The sequence below is a fragment of the Thermococcus barophilus MP genome, from assembly GCF_000151105.2.
In the GTDB taxonomy this organism is placed as follows: Archaea; Methanobacteriota_B; Thermococci; order Thermococcales; family Thermococcaceae; genus Thermococcus_B; species Thermococcus_B barophilus.
Genome location: NC_014804.1, coordinates 606,684 through 623,945, shown reverse-complemented (window position 1 = coordinate 623,945; position 17,262 = coordinate 606,684). Strand labels below are relative to the sequence as shown.

The 17,262-nt window shown below is 42.2% G+C and carries 15 protein-coding genes and 1 tRNA gene; 7 read left to right on the top strand and 9 right to left on the bottom strand.

All coding sequences use genetic code 11. The annotated features are described in order from the left end of the window. Positions 1–2 precede the first annotated feature (2 nt). Positions 3–2,666: a valine--tRNA ligase gene (locus TERMP_RS03575; protein ID WP_013466991.1), complete on the top strand. Its 2,664-nt coding sequence runs from the start codon at positions 3–5 to the stop codon at positions 2,664–2,666. Positions 2,667–2,678: 12 nt separating this feature from the next. Here TERMP_RS03575 and trm10 read toward each other — a convergent pair whose 3' ends face one another. Continuing rightward, complete coding sequence (gene trm10 / locus TERMP_RS03570; RefSeq protein ID WP_048159917.1) at positions 2,679–3,794, bottom strand: tRNA (guanine(9)-/adenine(9)-N1)-methyltransferase; 1,116 nt, start codon at positions 3,792–3,794, stop codon at positions 2,679–2,681. Positions 3,795–3,875: 81 nt separating this feature from the next. Between trm10 and TERMP_RS03565 the strand changes: the two genes are divergently transcribed. Together TERMP_RS03565 and TERMP_RS03560 are read left to right on the top strand one after the other, a co-directional pair. After that, positions 3,876–5,027: a DUF763 domain-containing protein gene (locus tag TERMP_RS03565; RefSeq protein WP_048159746.1), complete on the top strand. Its 1,152-nt coding sequence runs from the start codon at positions 3,876–3,878 to the stop codon at positions 5,025–5,027. 78 nt (positions 5,028–5,105) lie between these two features. After that, positions 5,106–6,836: a DUF4352 domain-containing protein gene (locus TERMP_RS03560; protein ID WP_148221061.1), complete on the top strand. Its 1,731-nt coding sequence runs from the start codon at positions 5,106–5,108 to the stop codon at positions 6,834–6,836. A gap of 56 nt (positions 6,837–6,892) precedes the next feature. Here the strand turns inward: TERMP_RS03560 and TERMP_RS03555 are convergent. After that, positions 6,893–6,969: transfer RNA gene (locus tag TERMP_RS03555), tRNA-Val, on the bottom strand. Between the two features lie 49 nt (positions 6,970–7,018). Then, a complete protein-coding gene (locus tag TERMP_RS03550; RefSeq protein WP_013466986.1) occupies positions 7,019–7,984 on the bottom strand; it encodes a DNA cytosine methyltransferase in 966 nt (321 codons plus the stop codon). Positions 7,985–8,062: 78 nt separating this feature from the next. Between TERMP_RS03550 and TERMP_RS03545 the strand changes: the two genes are divergently transcribed. After that, positions 8,063–8,350 carry a DUF357 domain-containing protein gene (locus TERMP_RS03545; protein ID WP_013466985.1) on the top strand — a complete coding sequence of 96 codons (288 nt, stop codon included), beginning with the start codon at positions 8,063–8,065 and terminating at the stop codon, positions 8,348–8,350. A gap of 17 nt (positions 8,351–8,367) precedes the next feature. Further along, positions 8,368–8,757: a DUF555 domain-containing protein gene (locus tag TERMP_RS03540; RefSeq protein ID WP_013466984.1), complete on the top strand. Its 390-nt coding sequence runs from the start codon at positions 8,368–8,370 to the stop codon at positions 8,755–8,757. A gap of 7 nt (positions 8,758–8,764) precedes the next feature. Here TERMP_RS03540 and TERMP_RS03535 read toward each other — a convergent pair whose 3' ends face one another. Then, complete coding sequence (locus TERMP_RS03535) at positions 8,765–10,057, bottom strand: cytochrome c biogenesis protein (RefSeq protein ID WP_013466983.1); 1,293 nt, start codon at positions 10,055–10,057, stop codon at positions 8,765–8,767. Between the two features lie 174 nt (positions 10,058–10,231). Here TERMP_RS03535 and pyrG point away from each other — a divergent pair, with 174 nt between their 5' ends. Beyond that, positions 10,232–11,833 carry a glutamine hydrolyzing CTP synthase gene (gene pyrG / locus TERMP_RS03530; RefSeq protein WP_013466982.1) on the top strand — a complete coding sequence of 534 codons (1,602 nt, stop codon included), beginning with the start codon at positions 10,232–10,234 and terminating at the stop codon, positions 11,831–11,833. A gap of 2 nt (positions 11,834–11,835) precedes the next feature. On the opposite strand, the gene TERMP_RS03525 is transcribed toward pyrG, so the two are convergent. After that, on the bottom strand, positions 11,836–12,654 hold the full coding sequence (locus TERMP_RS03525) for a hypothetical protein (protein WP_148221060.1): 819 nt from the start codon (positions 12,652–12,654) through the stop codon (positions 11,836–11,838). A 75-nt stretch (positions 12,655–12,729) separates the two neighbouring features. Next, complete coding sequence (locus TERMP_RS03520; RefSeq protein WP_148221059.1) at positions 12,730–13,674, bottom strand: hypothetical protein; 945 nt, start codon at positions 13,672–13,674, stop codon at positions 12,730–12,732. Positions 13,675–13,779: 105 nt separating this feature from the next. On the opposite strand from TERMP_RS03520, the gene TERMP_RS03515 reads away from it, so the two are divergent. Continuing rightward, entirely contained in the window at positions 13,780–14,175 is a 396-nt protein-coding gene (locus TERMP_RS03515) for a 30S ribosomal protein S8e (protein ID WP_013466979.1), read from the top strand. A gap of 39 nt (positions 14,176–14,214) precedes the next feature. Here the strand turns inward: TERMP_RS03515 and TERMP_RS03510 are convergent, their stop codons facing one another. The 3 genes from TERMP_RS03510 to TERMP_RS03500 form a co-directional block, all read right to left on the bottom strand. Next, on the bottom strand, positions 14,215–15,255 hold the full coding sequence (locus TERMP_RS03510) for an NOG1 family protein (RefSeq protein WP_013466978.1): 1,041 nt from the start codon (positions 15,253–15,255) through the stop codon (positions 14,215–14,217). Positions 15,256–15,321: 66 nt separating this feature from the next. Then, the gene (locus TERMP_RS03505; protein WP_013466977.1) at positions 15,322–16,386 is read right to left on the bottom strand and encodes a DUF512 domain-containing protein; all 1,065 of its coding nucleotides are present in this window, start codon (positions 16,384–16,386) and stop codon (positions 15,322–15,324) included. A 46-nt stretch (positions 16,387–16,432) separates the two neighbouring features. Next, positions 16,433–17,254, bottom strand: a complete 822-nt coding sequence (locus TERMP_RS03500; RefSeq protein WP_013466976.1) for an MBL fold metallo-hydrolase — start codon at positions 17,252–17,254, stop codon at positions 16,433–16,435. Between the last annotated feature and the right edge of the window lie 8 nt (positions 17,255–17,262).

Here is a 17,262-nt window from a genome sequence, read left to right as displayed (position 1 = left end):
ACATGCTGCCAAAGAATTATAATCCCGAAGAAGTTGAAACCAAGTGGCAGCGCTTTTGGCTTGATGAAAAGATTTACAAGTATGAGCTCGATGAGAAAAAGCCCCCATATGCAATTGATACACCACCGCCATTCACAAGCGGAACACTTCACTTAGGTCACGTGTTAAGCCACACATGGATTGATATCGTGGCGAGATATAAGAGAATGAGGGGCTATAACGTTCTTTTCCCACAGGGCTTTGATAACCATGGGCTTCCAACTGAGCTTAAAGTGGAAAAGGAGTTCGGCATAAGCAAGGACGAGCCAGAGAAGTTTCTGCAGAAGTGTATCGAGTGGACTTGGCAGGCTATTGAGGCAATGAGAAACCAGTTTATCAGAATTGGCTATTCCGCCGATTGGGACTTGGAGTATCACACAATGGATGACGAATACAAGGCTTTAGTGCAGAAATCTCTGCTTGAGTTCTACAAGAAAGGTCTGCTTTATCAAGCAGAGCACCCTGTGTTCTGGTGTCCAAACTGTAGGACTTCCCTGGCAAAAGCGGAAGTAGGTTATGTGGAGGAGGACGGCTTCCTCTATTACATAAAGCTTCCACTGGCTGATGGGAATGGCTACATTCCAATAGCAACAACAAGACCAGAGCTTATGCCAGCCTGTGTAGCTGTATTTGTACACCCAGAAGATGATAGGTATAAAGATTTAGTCGGCAAGAAGGTAAAGCTCCCAATCTTTGAGAGAGAGGTTCCAATCTTAGCCGATGAGGATGTTGATCCAAGCTTTGGAACTGGAGCAGTCTATAACTGTACTTACGGTGATGAGCAGGACATAGTGTGGCAGAAGCGCTACAACTTGCCGGTGATTATTGCAATTGACGAATATGGAAGGATGACAGAAGTTGCCGGTAAATACAAGGGCATGAAGACAGAGGAAGCAAGGGAGGCAATTGCAAAGGACTTGGAAGAGATGGGCTTGCTATATAAAAAAGAGAAGATAAGGCACCGCGTTTTGAGACACACAGAGAGAAGCAGCTGTATGGCTCCAATTGAGTTATTACCCAAGAAGCAGTGGTTCATCAAGGTGAAGGAGTTCACGGAGGAACTTGTGGAAGTTGCGAGGCAGATAAGGTGGTTCCCGGAGGATATGTTCTTAAGGCTCAAGGACTGGGCGGAAAGCATGGACTGGGACTGGGTTATCAGCAGACAGAGGGTGTTTGGAACTCCAATTCCATTCTGGGTGTGTAAGGACTGTGGACATATAATCCCGGCAAGAGAAGAGGACTTACCAGTTGACCCAAGATTTGACAAGCCGCCTGTAGAGAAGTGTCCAAAGTGCGGCTCGGCTAACTTGGAAGGAGTCAGGGACGTCCTGGACTGCTGGATTGATTCATCTATAACTCCACTTGTTATTACAAAATGGACTAAGGATGAGAAGTGGTTCAAACATAACTTCCCAACAGCTCTAAGACCTCAGGGAACAGACATCATAAGAACATGGGCATTCTACACAATCTTCAGAACTTACATTCTCACTGGACAGAAACCATGGCATGACATCCTGATCAACGGAATGGTGGCTGGACCAGACGGAAGAAAGATGAGCAAGAGCTATGGAAACGTTGTCTCGCCAGAAGAAGTGATTCCAAAATATGGGGCCGATGCCCTAAGACTCTGGACAGCATTAGCCCCACCGGGAGAAGACCACCCGTTCAAGTGGGAAACTGTGGACTACAACTTCCGCTTCCTCCAAAAGCTCTGGAACATCTTCCGCTTTGCAGAGAGGCACATCAAGGATTTGGACTACAACGCAAACAAGAACATCAAGCTCGAACCCCTTGACAGATGGATACTCTCAAGGCTTCACCGCCTAATCAAGTTCGCAACAAACGAGATGGAAATCTACCGCTTCAACCTGCTCACAAGGGAGCTTATGACTTTCATTTGGCACGAGGTTGCAGATGACTACCTCGAAATGATCAAGCACAGACTCTATGGAGAGGACAAAGAGAGCAAGCTTAAAGCAAGAGTGGCATTGTATGAGCTGCTCTACAACATCCTCCTACTGCTCGCACCATTTGTGCCACATATAACAGAAGAGCTCTACCAAGAGGTATTCAAGGACAAAGTTGGGGCAAAGAGCATCCACCTCTTGGAGTGGCCCGCTTACAATGAGGCAAGAATTGATGAAGAAGCTGAAAAGCTCGGAGAGCTTGCAAGGGAGATCATCGGTGCAATGAGAAGATACAAGAACTCACACGGCTTGGCTTTGAATGCAAAGCTCAAGCACGTGGCAATTTATGCAACTGACAGCTATGAGATGCTCAAAGCAATAGAGAAAGACATTGCAGGAACAATGAACATTGAGAAGTTAGAGATTGTAAAAGGTGAGCCTGAGCTTGAGGAAAGAATCGTCGAGATTAAGCCAAACTTCAGAACTGTAGGACCGAGATATGGAAAGCTCGTTCCAAAGATTGTTGCATACCTCAAGCAAAATGCTGAGGAAGTTTCAAAGGCGCTCAAAGAGAGCGGAAAGGTGGAGTTTGAAGTTGAAGGGCAAAAGGTCGAGCTCAGCAAGGACGACATAGTGCTCAGGAAGGCAGTGTTCAGTGAAGGGGAAGAGGTTGAGACGGCAGTTGTGGGAGATGCCGTGATTTTGTTCTTTGCTTGATTTTCTTTCATTTTAACAATTATAACACAGCAAAGCCGCTCTCTTCAGCAGAATAACCCTGTAAAGCTTTCCATTGATAATTCTCGCTACCGCTATCTTGTTGAGATGATGTATTCTCTTTCTCTCAAGGGCAACAAAGTTGAGTTCTCTTAAAACCTGCACGAAGTCCTCCCACCGTATGTTGAGCCATCTCGAATACTCATCAAAGAGCTCTTTCTCAACAACCAGATACTTCCTGCCGTCTATCAGATATCTCCTCTTGTGCTTTGGCAGTTCCTTTCTCAGTCTCCACCTTGCATGCAACGGTGACTGCACTGTAAGAATGGCTTCCTCCATACTTTTGCCTTCTACGAGCATCTCAAGGAGGATTTTGAGTATGTGATTTATCCTGTCTGGAACTCCAATAATGTCTCCTCTAAGGACAATTTTCCTCCTCCTAACTTTGATTCCCTCACTCTCAAGGGCTTCCCCAATCTTCGCAGTTGTTCCCTTTTTAGTTCCACCGGTATCGACAATTCCCCCAATGATAAAGGCACCAACACTGAAGTCTTCTTCGCTTAAAACCTCCTCAGCTCTCGGATCGAGGAGAACAACTTCATCAATACCCTTCTCCTTTAAAAACTCTGCAGTCGGACCTTCATAAGCAGTAACTCTGTCAAGAGGAAAATGTGCTTTTTCTTTAAACTCTTCGTTGATCCATGTTAACGCTAAAAGCTCGCTCCAGAGGTAATCTCTCAAAACACCATAGCTTTGAGCAGCCTGAAGGGCAACCTTATTCTTTTCCTTTTCTGTGTGCTTTTCCCAGTGCATGAGGTCGATTATAAAGTAGGGGCAATCATTTGGAAGCCTCGCTCTTAAATCTCCGGGAGAAATAACCACCTTAAACTTCTTTGCTATGCACGATGGGGCATAGGCGTATTTTGCTTCCCCTGTTCGTCTTCCGCTTAAGTCCCAAGCTATTGCTGTGGGTTCATCAACTTCAACTATAGCTCCCTTACCTTCAAGAACATCCAATGCTATGTCCTGGAGCTTATTCCTCGACTTTCTGTATCTTTTCGAAAGCATGCCTATTTTGTTTATTCCTTTCTCTCTGAGCAGTTCTGCAAAAATTTCGCTAAGCTTTTTCATCGGCATCGGTTTGAGCATCGTCAGTGAATTTTTAAGGTTTTCTCTCAAAGCTTAATAACTTCAAAAGCAGATACATTGGTGATGAGAAAAGGTATTGCTGAGCTTCCACTTCACGGGGGTCATGTCCCGCTTTGGCTTGCTCAAAGGATGAAAAAGCTGGCAAGGTTAGTGCTTATTCTTTTAGTTGATGAATATGGCACAAAGGGAGTTCTTGAGAGGTTAGCGGATCCAGTTTGGTTTCAAGCCTTGAACAACCTAATTGGAATGGACTGGGATTCGTCAGGAAGCACCACCGTAACAACCGGGATTTTAAAGGAAGTCCTCTCAAAGGAAGAACTTGGCATAAAAGCCGCTGGAGGAAAAGGTGCCAAGAGCAGAGAGACTCCAGCTCAATTGAGAGAGATATGTGAGAAATATGGACTCGACAGCAGTGAATACGTCAGAATTTCCCGGTTAGTTGCCAAAGTTGACACAGTTGCTTTACAAACGGGATACCAGCTTTACCACCATGTCTTCTTCCTTGATGAGGAAGGAAACTGGGCAGTTGTTCAGCAGGGTATGAATCCAAAGGTCAAGCTTGCAAGAAGATACCACTGGTTTGATAATGAAAGCTTTACGCTGGAGCCTCACAAAGGGATAAGCGGGATCAAGCTTGAGTATGCGCTGAATACTGTTGATAAAAACACAAGAGAATACCAAAAAATCCTGCTCGATATCGTGAAAGAAGATCCAAGAAAGCTTGAGAGGGAGCTCAAAACTCTTACGGCAGTTGCAAAAGGCTACAAACCTCTGGTTGTCTACAAACCATATGAAAAACTAAACCTGTCCGATACAGTTAGGAGATATAAAAGTCTGGGACAGATTGAGCTGAATCAGAGGGCTTTGGAGCTTGCAAGGGAGCTGAGTGTGAAGAATTACGAGGAGTTTTTGCTCCTCAAAGGACTTGGCCCAAGCACACTAAGGGCTTTGTCCCTTGTATTGGAGCTTGTGTATGATGTCCATCCTTCATGGAGAGACCCAGTTACTCATCCTCCCGATCCTTTTAAGTTTGCATATGCTGTGGGTGGAAAGGATAGGGTACCCTTCCCAATTGATAAACCTACTTACGATGAGCTGATTTCTTTCCTTGAGAAGCTTGTTGAAAAGAATCCACAGGAGAGGCAGATAGTTAAAGCTGTTACAAAGATAACCAAAAACTGGAAGCCACCTGAGGAGGATAAAAAGCCTACTTAACAAATCTCTTTTATCGTTCCGATGTAAATCTAAGTAAAAAACTTAACCTCTTTTACTTTACCTAAGTGAGGGGTCTTCATGAAGAAGACCAATACAATACCGATATTCTTGTTAATAATGTTAGTCTGTGGATGCATTCAATCTTCTCCTACCTCCCATACTTTGGCAACTTCCATGCAAAAAACAATATCATCTCCAAATACATCAACATATACAGCGACTCTATCAACACTTATGCCAAAGGAACGAATTAAGGACTTCAAGGTAACAGCTAAATGGAAAAAGGAGTCTAATGTTCTGGTCCTATACTTAGAGGTGAAAAATCAAACTGCATGTACAAAAATTGATGGGAAACTGAAGATAACAATAAAGGACGAATTTGGTATTCTCATATACAACGGAACTTTGACTGTTCACAGATCAGATTTCCTATCTTACAGTGAGGAACTCACCAATGTCTCTGGCAATCTTACAGAACCCACTGTGTATAAAGCCCGATATGTACTGACCAACTTTCAAAAGGGCATTTCAAGTAGTGGCATCATTGATGCAACATTAATTACGAAAGATACTATGTTAAAAAAGGTTTTTAAAGCTCAGAATCTCCCTAAAATGAGTGAAAAAGAAAGAATGCAGTACTTTGAAAAAGTATATCTTAGGAATTCAAAGCCACTAAATGTGACACAAAAGAAGGCTAATATTATACTCGAAGTTTACCGATATGGAATTTATGTGCATCCTCTAACTTTGAAGAAATACCTTAGGATAGACACCAAGATTAAGAATCTCGGAAACAATTCTGTAGAATTAATGATAAGAGAGCCAGCAAAGCTTACTGTTGATGGATTTTCAGTGATAGAATATCCCAAAGACATTTCAAGCATTAAAAGCAAAAAGCTTGAACCTGGTAAAGATATAACCGAAGAATTTCTTTTCCCGATGGAGGAGATAAGTCTGGAGGGCAGAGAATTTATACTTGAAGTCCACGAAACAGAGATGCTTCCCGAGAGAGAAGCAGAAATAATGCTTCCAAAACTTAAATTCTCACTGAACTATACACTGGTGAATATATCCAAACCAGCTGAAAAGTTCCCAATTGAGATAACACTCATGAAGTATGCTGTTTTTGAATATGAAACACCAGAAGGAAAAGAGGAAGGGGTAAAAGTACTTCTGAAAATCAAAAATACAGGAGATAATGAGGTGAAAATAGATCTAAACGGAATTACCCTTGGAGGTGAGGTAAAAATTGCGCCATTCACATGGTTCTTAACTGTGGGCCCCCATTCTGAAAAACAAACATGGTTGCTATTTCCTTATGTACAGGGAAAGACAACCCTAACAGTGCATCTATATGACCTAACAGAGCTTAAGGATGAGTTAATTGAGATTCCCTTTGAGATAAAGGGAACACCAAGGACGAGGGAAATAAAAGTCAACAAGACGATAGAAGAATACCCTTTAAAAATCACGATTGAGAAAGTTGAGGAGATTCCATATTTGGAGATTACCAAACTGAAATCGCTTGTAAAAATATATCTTACGCTGGAGAACACTGGAGAAACAGCTCTCCCGTTAAACATTGAACAGTGGGGGCTCTTGACTTCAAAAGGTGTATTGATTCCAGGGGATGTTGTTATGAGCAATCTCACAAACGTTATAGAACTCACTCCGGGAAATTGTGTATCCGGATATGTAGTATTTAAAGACATTCCAGAGGATGCCCAATATATTCTGAAAATTAAAATTCCGAATGCCCTAAGAACAATTGAATTCAAAGTTAAACTGCCAATAAGACTCGGGGAATAAAACATCCAACTTTGATTATTATTTTAAATTTTCGGGACAAATTTTATTTTTTGTTATGGTGGGCCCGCGGGGATTCGAACCCCGGACCTCCACCTCGTAAGGGTGGCGTCATGACCAGCTAGACCACGGGCCCATTCCCGACAAAGTTAAAGCAAAGGGGAGATTATAAATCTTTCGCTAATTTAATAATCTCCCTCGTCAAGTTTTTCCTTCACGTATTCGGCTATTGCCTTCGCAACTGTTGGGGGTACTGCCTCACCAACGCTATCATACTGCACGTCCCTTCCACCAAGGAATATGTGGTAATCTGGATACCCCATCAATCTTGCCTGCTCTCTGACAGTTAAAAGCCTGTCATCGAAGGGATGAATGAACCTGCTGCCGCCTTTGACTGTGGGTGCAACCTTATAAGGATGAAGCCTGACCCAGTTCGTGAACTTCCTCTGTGAATCACCAAACTTCTGCATTGCCATTCCCCATCTAAGGCGCATAATTTTTCTCTGCTTCCTTGGTGATAACGGAACATATCTGTGGTTGGGAATTTCTAATGCCTCAGGCAGCCTCGGGTCAGGTAAATCCCCGATTACATCCCATACTGTCAGCTTTCCCCTAACTCTCTTGGGTTTGATGCGAATGTTCGAAATAAATACTCTCTTCCTTCTCTGAGCGGTTCCGTAATCTTGAGCATCAAGAACGTTGAAGTAAATCTCATCATAGCCAGCTTTCTCAAACTCGTATTTCAAGGCATCTTTAAGCTCACCTTCCATAATTTGAGGCACTTCCTCCATGACAAATATCTTTGGCTGAAAATCCTTCACAAAGCGGATGAAGTGTAAAACAAGCTGTCCAATTGGGTCATTGTAGAGCCTATCAAGAGGATTCTCCTTTCTCTTTAAATTTGCGGCTGTGTAAGGCTCACATGGAGGTCCACCTATTATTACATCCGGCACTCCAACATCCCTCATGACATCTATGGTGTGAATCCTCTTGATATCTTCAACATACATCCTAACCTCAGGGAAGTTGAACTTGTAAGTATCAGCTTTTGGGGCAAAATTTTCAATAGCAGCTAAAATCTTAAATCCCGCTTCCTTAAAACCCCTGCTAAATCCTCCCGCACCAGCGAATAAATCAATGATCGTGTACATATATACCACCTCACTCATCATTAGTGAATAAGCAAGGTTTATAAGGATTTCAAGTTAGCTGTAGATGAGGCGAGACCGGTGGAGCGAGAGATAAGCGAAGAAAAACTCAAGAAATACTTTGAAATAACAGAACAAGCCCTTGAAAAGCTTGAAATAGCAGTGCACGAGAAAAGCCTCCTCTATTCTGTTGCGAAAGACTTTTTAACCATGGCAAAAAGCTATTACAGTGACGCCAAATACTACTATGAGAAAGGTGATTATGTGACCGCTTTCGCCGCTTTAAACTATGCACATGGCTTTATTGATGCCGGAGTTAGGCTTGGAGTGTTTAAAGGCGAAGACAACAGACTCTTTGCCTTCGGGTGAGTGACGAGGTGGGAAAAATGGGTGATTATATAGTGGTTTTAGAAGCCCCGATAATTGTGAGAGACGTTGAGACACCAGAGGATGCGATAAATGTTGCCGTATCGAAGGTTGCGAAGGCTTTGAATAAAGAAAAGCTTGACTTCGTGAAGGTTGAAATTGGCTACTCCCAATGTCCTGTGTGTGGAAGCCCGTTTGAGAGTGCTTTCGTTATTGGGAGTATTGGTTTAGTTGGAATTTACCTGACCCTTAAAGTCTTCAATGCTCAGAGCTTAGAGCATGCGGAGAGAATTGCAAAAGCTGTTGTTGGAAAGGCTTTGAAAAGAGTCCCGCTCAAGGTTTTTGAGATTAAAGAAATTCATAACGGAAAAGAAGGGGAAGGATTTCATTTTGATGAAGAAAGTGCTTGATTTGCTTTCATACAATTTTTTCAAAGAGATGGCTCCAGAGCTTTAATGGGGTTAATTCTGTAAGCATCAGCATACCAATTAAAATCATTAAAATACCAACTGCCTTTTCCAGTTTCCTGTCACTGCTTCTTAGAGTGAGTTTATTTGAGAGGAATCTCTTGTTTATCCACTGTGCCAAGTCTTTGGAGCTGAGTACCAGATAGAAAGTTAACCCCACACCGAGGGCATAAATGAACATTACAATGACTCCTTTTGTAAAGTTCCTGCTTAATGCTGCTGTTAAAATTGCAAAGCCAACATATGGAGCGATACATCCAATCCAAGTAGCTCCCAATGATGCTCCAAACAAAAAGTCTGCAAATTTGCCTCTGAATTTATGATTTTTCTCAGCAAAGCGTTGAATTCTGCCAATTTTTGAAGTGAAGTACAGATTGGCTTTTTCGCTTACCATTATTGTGCCAAGAACGATGAATCCAGTTCCCCCGATTAAATAAAGGAGTGCCGTAATCTGGGATATATATGAACCCAAGGCCCCAGCCGCTCCGCCAATTAAGGAAAATGCGGCAATCATGCCGAGTATTATAAGTCCAAGATTCCTTTTAGCGAGTATCAGAGCAAATCCGCTGACAACCAATGGCAAAACACAGGGAGAAAACACGCTTAAAATACCAGCAGAGAAAATTGTTAGGAGAACTGCGAAAGTTAAACGGCTCTCATTTTGCGTTTGTGCAGCGGTTGTGGTAGATGCTTTGGGATTTGGGGTCTTAACATTTGCCTTCTTTTCAGTGGTTTGCTCGATGAAAAACTCAAAACCCTGTTTATTCAGCGCCCCGACAGCGACTCCCCTTAAGATCTTCTCTCCGTTCTCAACTTTAAAAACTACCATTGTTGGAGTTCCAGGAACTGAAACTGTAACCTCTTCTCCAGAAGATTTGGGGGTGTAATACCCGGAATTATCTGGCTGAATCACAAGAACCTTGCTGTAGACTTTATATCGGAGTGATGTTACTTCCCTTCCCTTGTAAACGTCCACAATTATAGGGACAGCTCTTTCTGAGAGAAGTCGGACTATACTGGGATCTGCAAAAACATTATCTCGCATATATTTACAAGCAGGACAGGTTGGAGAGTAGTAATAAACAAAGATATATTGACCCTCATTAGTATTAATGACCTCTTTAAGCTCATTTTCTGTTGCAACTGGAATGAAATTAACAGCTCCGTATTTCACAGTTGGAAGAGTATCCACCAATGCAGGCATGATAAGCAGGAGAAAAATCAAAATGCTAATCCTTTTCATGTTCTCCCCTCAAAAGGGAAAGTTCTTGAGAAATTAAAAGGATTTTGTTGAATAATTTTTCTTGTTTTCTTAGCTGGGATTATAAATGTCATCTTGAGGATTTTTAGCCTTTTCTAAATAAAGCTTTTAAGCACTTATCAATCAATCCACAACATAACGTGTGGAGGTTTTGCCATGACAAAGTTCATATTTGTCACGGGTGGTGTTGTGAGCGGTCTGGGAAAGGGGATAACAAGCGCATCAATAGGACTTCTCATGAAAGCGAGGGGCTTTAAGACCACAAACATTAAAATTGACCCGTATCTCAACTATGACGCCGGAACTATGAACCCTTACCAGCATGGTGAAGTCTTTGTTCTTGATGATGGTGGAGAAGTGGACTTGGATTTGGGCAATTATGAGCGCTTTTTAGATACCAATCTTACATTTGACCACAACATAACGACAGGAAAAGTTTATTCTGCAGTAATTGAAAAGGAGAGACGAGGGGATTATTTGGGTGCAACAGTTCAAGTAATTCCACACATCACGAATGAAATAAAGGAAAGAATAAGGAGAATAGCCAGAGATCATGATGTTGTCATTATTGAGATTGGTGGAACCGTCGGTGATATCGAGAGCATGCCCTTCCTTGAGGCGGCAAGGCAGATGCAGCTTGAGGAAGGAAGAGAGAACGTTGCATTCGTGCATGTAACTTATGTTCCAAAGCTTAAAGTTGTTGGCGAGCAGAAGACAAAGCCAACCCAGCACAGCGTTAAAGAGCTTAGAAGCTTGGGAATTCAGCCCGATGCCATTGTTGCGAGGAGTGAGGACCCTCTCGAAGATTCTGCAAGAAAAAAGATTAGCCTCTTCACAAACGTTCCAGAGGAGGCTGTGATAAGTGCCTATGACGTTGAAGACACTTATGAGGTTCCACTTTTACTTGAAAGAGAGGGACTCGGAAAATACCTCGTTAAAAGGCTTGGTCTTGAAAATAGAGAGCCTGAATTGAAAGCCTGGGAAAAAATGGTTGCTAAATACAAGAGCCTCAAGGATTCCATTGAAATAGCAATAGTCGGAAAATACGTGAAGCTCAAGGACTCTTATCTTAGCATAATCGAGGCATTGAAGCATTCAAGTGTTGCAAATGAAGTAAAGGTAAAAATCAGGTGGATTGAAGCAGAGGACGTTGAGAAATATGGTGTTGGTCTGCTTGAAGGTGTTGACGGCATAATAGTTCCGGGAGGCTTTGGTGCGAGGGGGACTGAAGGCAAGATGATGGCAATCAGATATGCAAGGGAAAATGACATTCCGTTCTTGGGGATATGCTTTGGATTCCAGCTGACTGTTGTGGAGTTTGCAAGAAATGTTTTGGGGCTTAAAGGTGCACATTCGACGGAGATTGATCCAAACACTCCATATCCAGTTGTTGATTTGCTACCTGAGCAGAGAGGTATTGACAAGCTTGGGGGAACAATGCGTTTGGGAGCGTACCCCGTAAGAATTAAGCCAAATACGTTAGCCCACAGAGTATATGGAACAGAGCTTGTGTATGAGAGACACAGGCACAGGTGGGAAGTCAATCCTGACTACATTGAGGAGTTTGAGAGAGCCGGTTTAATTTTCAGCGGAATATCTGGAGATGACAAGAGGAGAATGGAGATACTTGAATTGCCAGAGCACAGGTACTTCATTGCAACACAGTTCCATCCAGAGTTCAAGTCAAGACCCATGAAGCCAGCCCCAGTGTTCAGGGAGCTGGTAAAAGCGGCAAAAGAAAAGAAATTTGGTAAATGAACTTACTCTTCTTCCATTTCTTCTATGAGGAATAGGTAAAACAAGGTTGCAGCAGCCATTGAAAAGGCGTTGCTCAGTCCGTTAAAGGGAGCCGTTACGATGCCCGCAAGGAGCTGGTTGTTAATGAATCTTGTGAGCATTGTAGGAAGGTTTATAATCGCTATGGCTATAAAGACAAGAATTCCAAAGCCAATCGTTGAAGAAAGCCTGTTAAGTGCAAGCCTGTAAACCTTAAGTGCCGACCTTATGGATTTTGTTTTCACATATGCAGGTATAAGAAGCAAAGATGCTGGAGCGACATAAAGTAATATAAGCAAAGATACAATTGCCAAGAAAAAGAAGTTATCCATAACGCTTCCGGGTATCGTGAAGGATTCTGCTTTCATTATTTCGCTGTAGAGATACGCAAATGGTGGGGCAATCACTAAAATGGTAACTACCCAGCCAAAAACATTCAAAAAAGCCACTTGAGGAAGATTTTTGAGAGCTTCAACTATAGTCTGTGCTATTCGATAGTCCTTCTGTCTGATAATATCTAAAACTCCGCTACTAACTGAATAGCCCGAAATTGCCTGCATGATAGACGTCAGAATTCCAAAAATTACAGCATCTTTCACAAAATCATGAACAAAGTTTCTCAGCTGCTCCTTTGCAACCTCGGCACTTTCCTGGGGAAAGTGGAAGTTGGTATTGTTGTTAGAGGTGTTGATGGGGGCTAAGATGAATGCTATCAGAATAGGCACTAAAACAAGGGCTGGATTTTTTGTGAGCATGTTAATGGCGTTCTCCATAGACTTTATAGCTCCCACAAGCACCACCATAGTTAAAAGCAATTCCATAGGTTAAAAATGTTACTATGTGTGAGAAGAAAAGAATGAGAATGAGTGTAGGAAACTTCAGATTTCAAACTCGTTAAGCTCTTTCTGCACTTCTTCCAAGATTTCTTCTTCGAGGTCTTTTTCTTCCTTTGTAAGTTCAAGATAAAGCATCAGACCCCCAATGGACATCACGGCTTGTGTTAAGGCTTGGAATGGCGCTTCAATTAAATTCAAGAGCAGCTGAGCTGTGAACCCTGAAGATCCTAATGCCATAAGCCCCATGAAAGAGCCCGGCACTACCATGATAAGAATCACAGAAATCAACAGCAAAATCCCAAATGCTAAAGTCGAAAGCTTGTTTTTGAAAGCTACACTAAAGCATTCAAATGCTGCCCCTATTGACCCTTTGATTACATATATTGGAACGGCCATTGAGCCCAAGCCAACAAGGAAGAAAACCAAGGGCAGTTCAAGAAGTAGGACGAAGAATAGAACCATCATAAAGAATGCCTCGGACTTAAGCATAGCTCCAGCGGCCAGCATAAGGAATGCAGGAATTAACGGAACCATTATTATTACAAAGATAATCAGCCCTATTATCACATTGACAACAAATACTTGGATCATATTTTTAATTCCATCTACGAAAAGCTGAATCAGGGAGTACTCCTCACCTTTTTCTGCTGTAAGGGCACCTTTTACAACCGCATACTGACCAATTGCATTTAGCAATGCCGAAAGAATGCCGAGAAGAATGATGATCTTAATATAGCTCATGAATTTCTCCATATTTTCTTTTGGAATTATGCTACCGTGCTCCTCTACTATAACGTTCCCCTCCTGCTTTTGCTCAAAGTTTTTCTGCATTTCTTCTGTAAACAGGGCTGTGTAGTTCTTCAGGAGATAAGCCGAGATCGGTGCAATTATGAGTGCAATAATAATGGGTATGAGCAAGAGTTTTGGATTTTTAGTTATGGTTTCTATAGTTTTGGCAAAGGCATTTATAGCTCCCACAACTACCACCTTAATCAGTAATTGATTGAAATGTTTTAAATTTTTCTGGGAAAAAGCTTATAAACAAACTCCTTAAAATGCCCTTAGGATTAGGATCATCGTGAGGTGAGAGATATGGCAATCTGGCAAGGAAGATCACTCAAAAAGCCTTCAGGTGGAAGAATTGTCCTCGCAAGAAAGAAGAGAAAGAGGGAGCTTGGAAGAGAGCCAGCTTTCACCAGAGTTGGTGAATACAGAGAGGAGAGAAAGATCATCAGGACATTTGGTGGAAACAGAAAGGTAAGACTTGTCCAGGCACTCTATGCAAACGTCTTTGATGGAGGAAAGGGCAAAAAGGTAAAGATACTCGGTGTCGTCGAGAACCCAGCAAACAGGCAATACGTTAGAAGAAACATCATCACAAAGGGCGCAATCATTCAGACTGAGATTGGAAAGGCAATCGTTACCTCAAGACCGGGGCAAGATGGTGTCATTAACGCTGTTTTGATAAAAGAAGAAAAGAGCGCCTGATTTTGAACCTTTTTTATAATTTAAATTTTGGCAATCTTTTTAACTTACTCTGGAAATTTCTTCCTCCAGCTCTGGTTTTAGGATTTCCAGTATTTTCTTTTTAACTTCATCGACTCCAAGCCCCTCTTTAGCCACAATTCTTATGGGTTCTATCCCTTTCGCTCTCAAGAACTCTTCCGCTTTCCTTATCTTTTCTTCATCAGCCACATCAACTTTATTCAAAACGACTATGAATGGAAACTCTTTGAACTCCTCATAAATCTCTTCAAAGAGATGCATCTGCTCTTCAAGTGGGAATCCGCAGTACTCTGATGGGTCAAAGATGTAAATTATCACTTTTCCAAGGTGCTTTAGTGCTAAAATTGCCTGCCTTTCTATTTCATTGCGCTCACTCAGAGGTCTGTCAAGCAAACCGGGAGTGTCTATCACCTGATACTTGAGCCAGTGCTCCTCAAACTGCCCAACGTTAATTCCCTTGGTTGTGAAGGGATAACTTGCAACTTCTGGCTTCGCATTTGTGAGCTGCCTGAGAAGAGTTGACTTCCCGACGTTTGGATGTCCAGCTATGACAATGGTTGGCAGGCTGAGGTCAATGACTGGCAAATCTTTCAAAACATCTCTCGCCTTGTTGAGATACTCTAAGTTGTCTGCTATATCTTTAATGACGCTTGCAACCCTTCCGTAAAACTGCCTTCTAAGCTGAGCAATCTCATTTGGGTCTCTTGAGTATCTAACCTTTTCCACATATCTCTCTTCAAGCGTTCTTATTGTCTTTATCGCCCAATTCACAGAGGCTAAAGCCTTATGGAACATCTTCCTATCAACGAGTGTATCGACTAACTCCTGATAGAATGGGGGCAGGGTTGAGACACCAGGCGTTCTGTCAAGGATTTTCCTTAAATTATCCCTAATGACGTTTGAAACTGTTCTTATTCTAAGCTCTTCCCTCTGTCTCGCTTTGCTTATTTTATTCCCTCGCGGAGTGAAGGATGAAGCTGCTTTCTCAGCTCTCCTAAAGGCTTTATCAATAAGCTCATCAGCTAAAAGAATGGTTGGCATTTTTTCAAATGGGTTTTTCATCTCTCTCACCTCTTTCTTCGTCTCGCCTTTCTTTGATTTTGCAGAGAGGTTTTTAAAGCTTTGGAGTTAGAATCTCTCCAAAATCTTTGGGATCTCCTGAGGCTCAAGCGCAGTCTCAACGATGTAGCCTTTTTCAATCAGGATTCTGTTAAAGAGCTCTTCCCTCTTCCAGCCGTCTAAAGTTATATCACCATGAAACATGACCTCCGGGAGAAGGAGAATGCCTAAATCCACCTCCGGTAGCTGTTTAATAGCCCTCAATACATCGTATCCCGTCAAAAGTCCCGCTGTGCCAATATTCCCACCAAATACCTCATTCCTAACCATGACAACGTTGAGCTTTGGGAATAGGCGCTTCATCTCCGGATATGCAAGCTCGCCCGTTAAGATATACGTTGGAATATTCATTTCAATGTCAAAGGGCTCCAAGCCAGTTGTGAACTCTCCTAAAAGAGCTTGGAAAATTGGAGGAATCACTATTTCAATACCCAGGTCTTTTTGCTTCTCCAATGCAACGCTTTTCACAAAGAGAAGCTCCTCTCTTGTCAGTGCCCTCGTTTTTGAAAATCTTGTAACCCCAACCGGAAAGAGTCTGACTTCATGAACTCCAAAACTGTCCAAGTCATCCAAAATTTTCCCAATATCACTGACGTTGTATCCAGGAGTTAGAATTATATCGGCAATCATTCTAAAGTGTTCTACAATTTTTGGAATTAAATCAATAACTTTTCCAGCATTTCTGTTGTGCATGAGCTTTATCCTGACATCCTTTTTAGTGGTGTGAAGGGAAATCTGAATCTCATCCAAGCCAGCATTGTAGAGTGATTCTATGCGATTTTCATCAAATCGAACATTTGCTGATGTATCTGTAACGCGAATCCACAAATCATAGTGTTCTCTTGCATAGGCAACTCTCCTTTCCAGCTCGGGGTCATTTAAAGTGTCATGCTTGGCAACTCGATAAATCATCTGGGGAGGATTTTGAGTAAGATAACAGAATACGCAGTCATTTCCACAGGGGCCGGCTTTAGATGAAGGGGGAATGATCAGCAAATCATCTCGCTCATCAACCATATCCAGCTCAAATTTTGTGATTTTTCTGAGTTTGTAGTCCTCTGTCAGTTCATACATGGTTAAAAGGAGAAAAAGTTGCCTTAAAAAGAATTTTATGGATAATTTATCCCAGCTCGATAACTTTGCCTACGTAAAGCGGCTCAAAGGCTCTTCCAAATTCAGTCATGAAAAATCCCATTGCTTCAAATCCCGTGCAATGGCCAGCATAAATCTTCTCAACTTTTAGCTCCTTCAGTTTCTCAGTGATTTCTTCCAAGAGCTCAGGCTTTGCACCGATTAAGTGAAATCCGCCGATGAGAGCTCTGATTGACTTGTTCATGACTTTTTGTGAGTGCATGGCTATGTTGATTACTCCGCTGTGTCCACAGCCAGTTATTACTGCTACACTATCACCTAAGTCAAGAATTAGAGCTATGTCATCCTTTACATCATCTTTCACGAGCTTTCCGCTCTCAATTCTGTATCCAACGGTTCTGTCCCATGTAGTCCTTTCAATTTCTCCGCTTGAATAGATGCCCTCAACAATCTGGATGGGGCTTCTGGTCAATATGAACTCTGCTCCCAACTCTTCAAGCTCTTCTCTCTTAAACGGCAGACTTATATCTCTCAAATGCGGCTTTAATGCAACTCTTTTAGCAAATATGTCTGGGTGAGCGATGATTGTCAGCTTCTTTCCTCTCCTTGCTCCAAGAAGAGCTTTTAAGCCCTCTGTGTGATCGTAATGCCCATGAGTCAAGAAGAGATAATCGATATCTGCAGGTTTAATTCCCAATGCCTCCATGTTCCTCAACAAAATTTCTCCATCAACTCCCGTATCAACTAATATCTTGTATCTTTTGTGCTCCACTAAAGCGGAAAAGCCATGTCCTCCAAAAAGACCTTTCTTAAATCCACTGTGGTTTTCAAAGAGGATTGTAATTCTCATCTCCACCA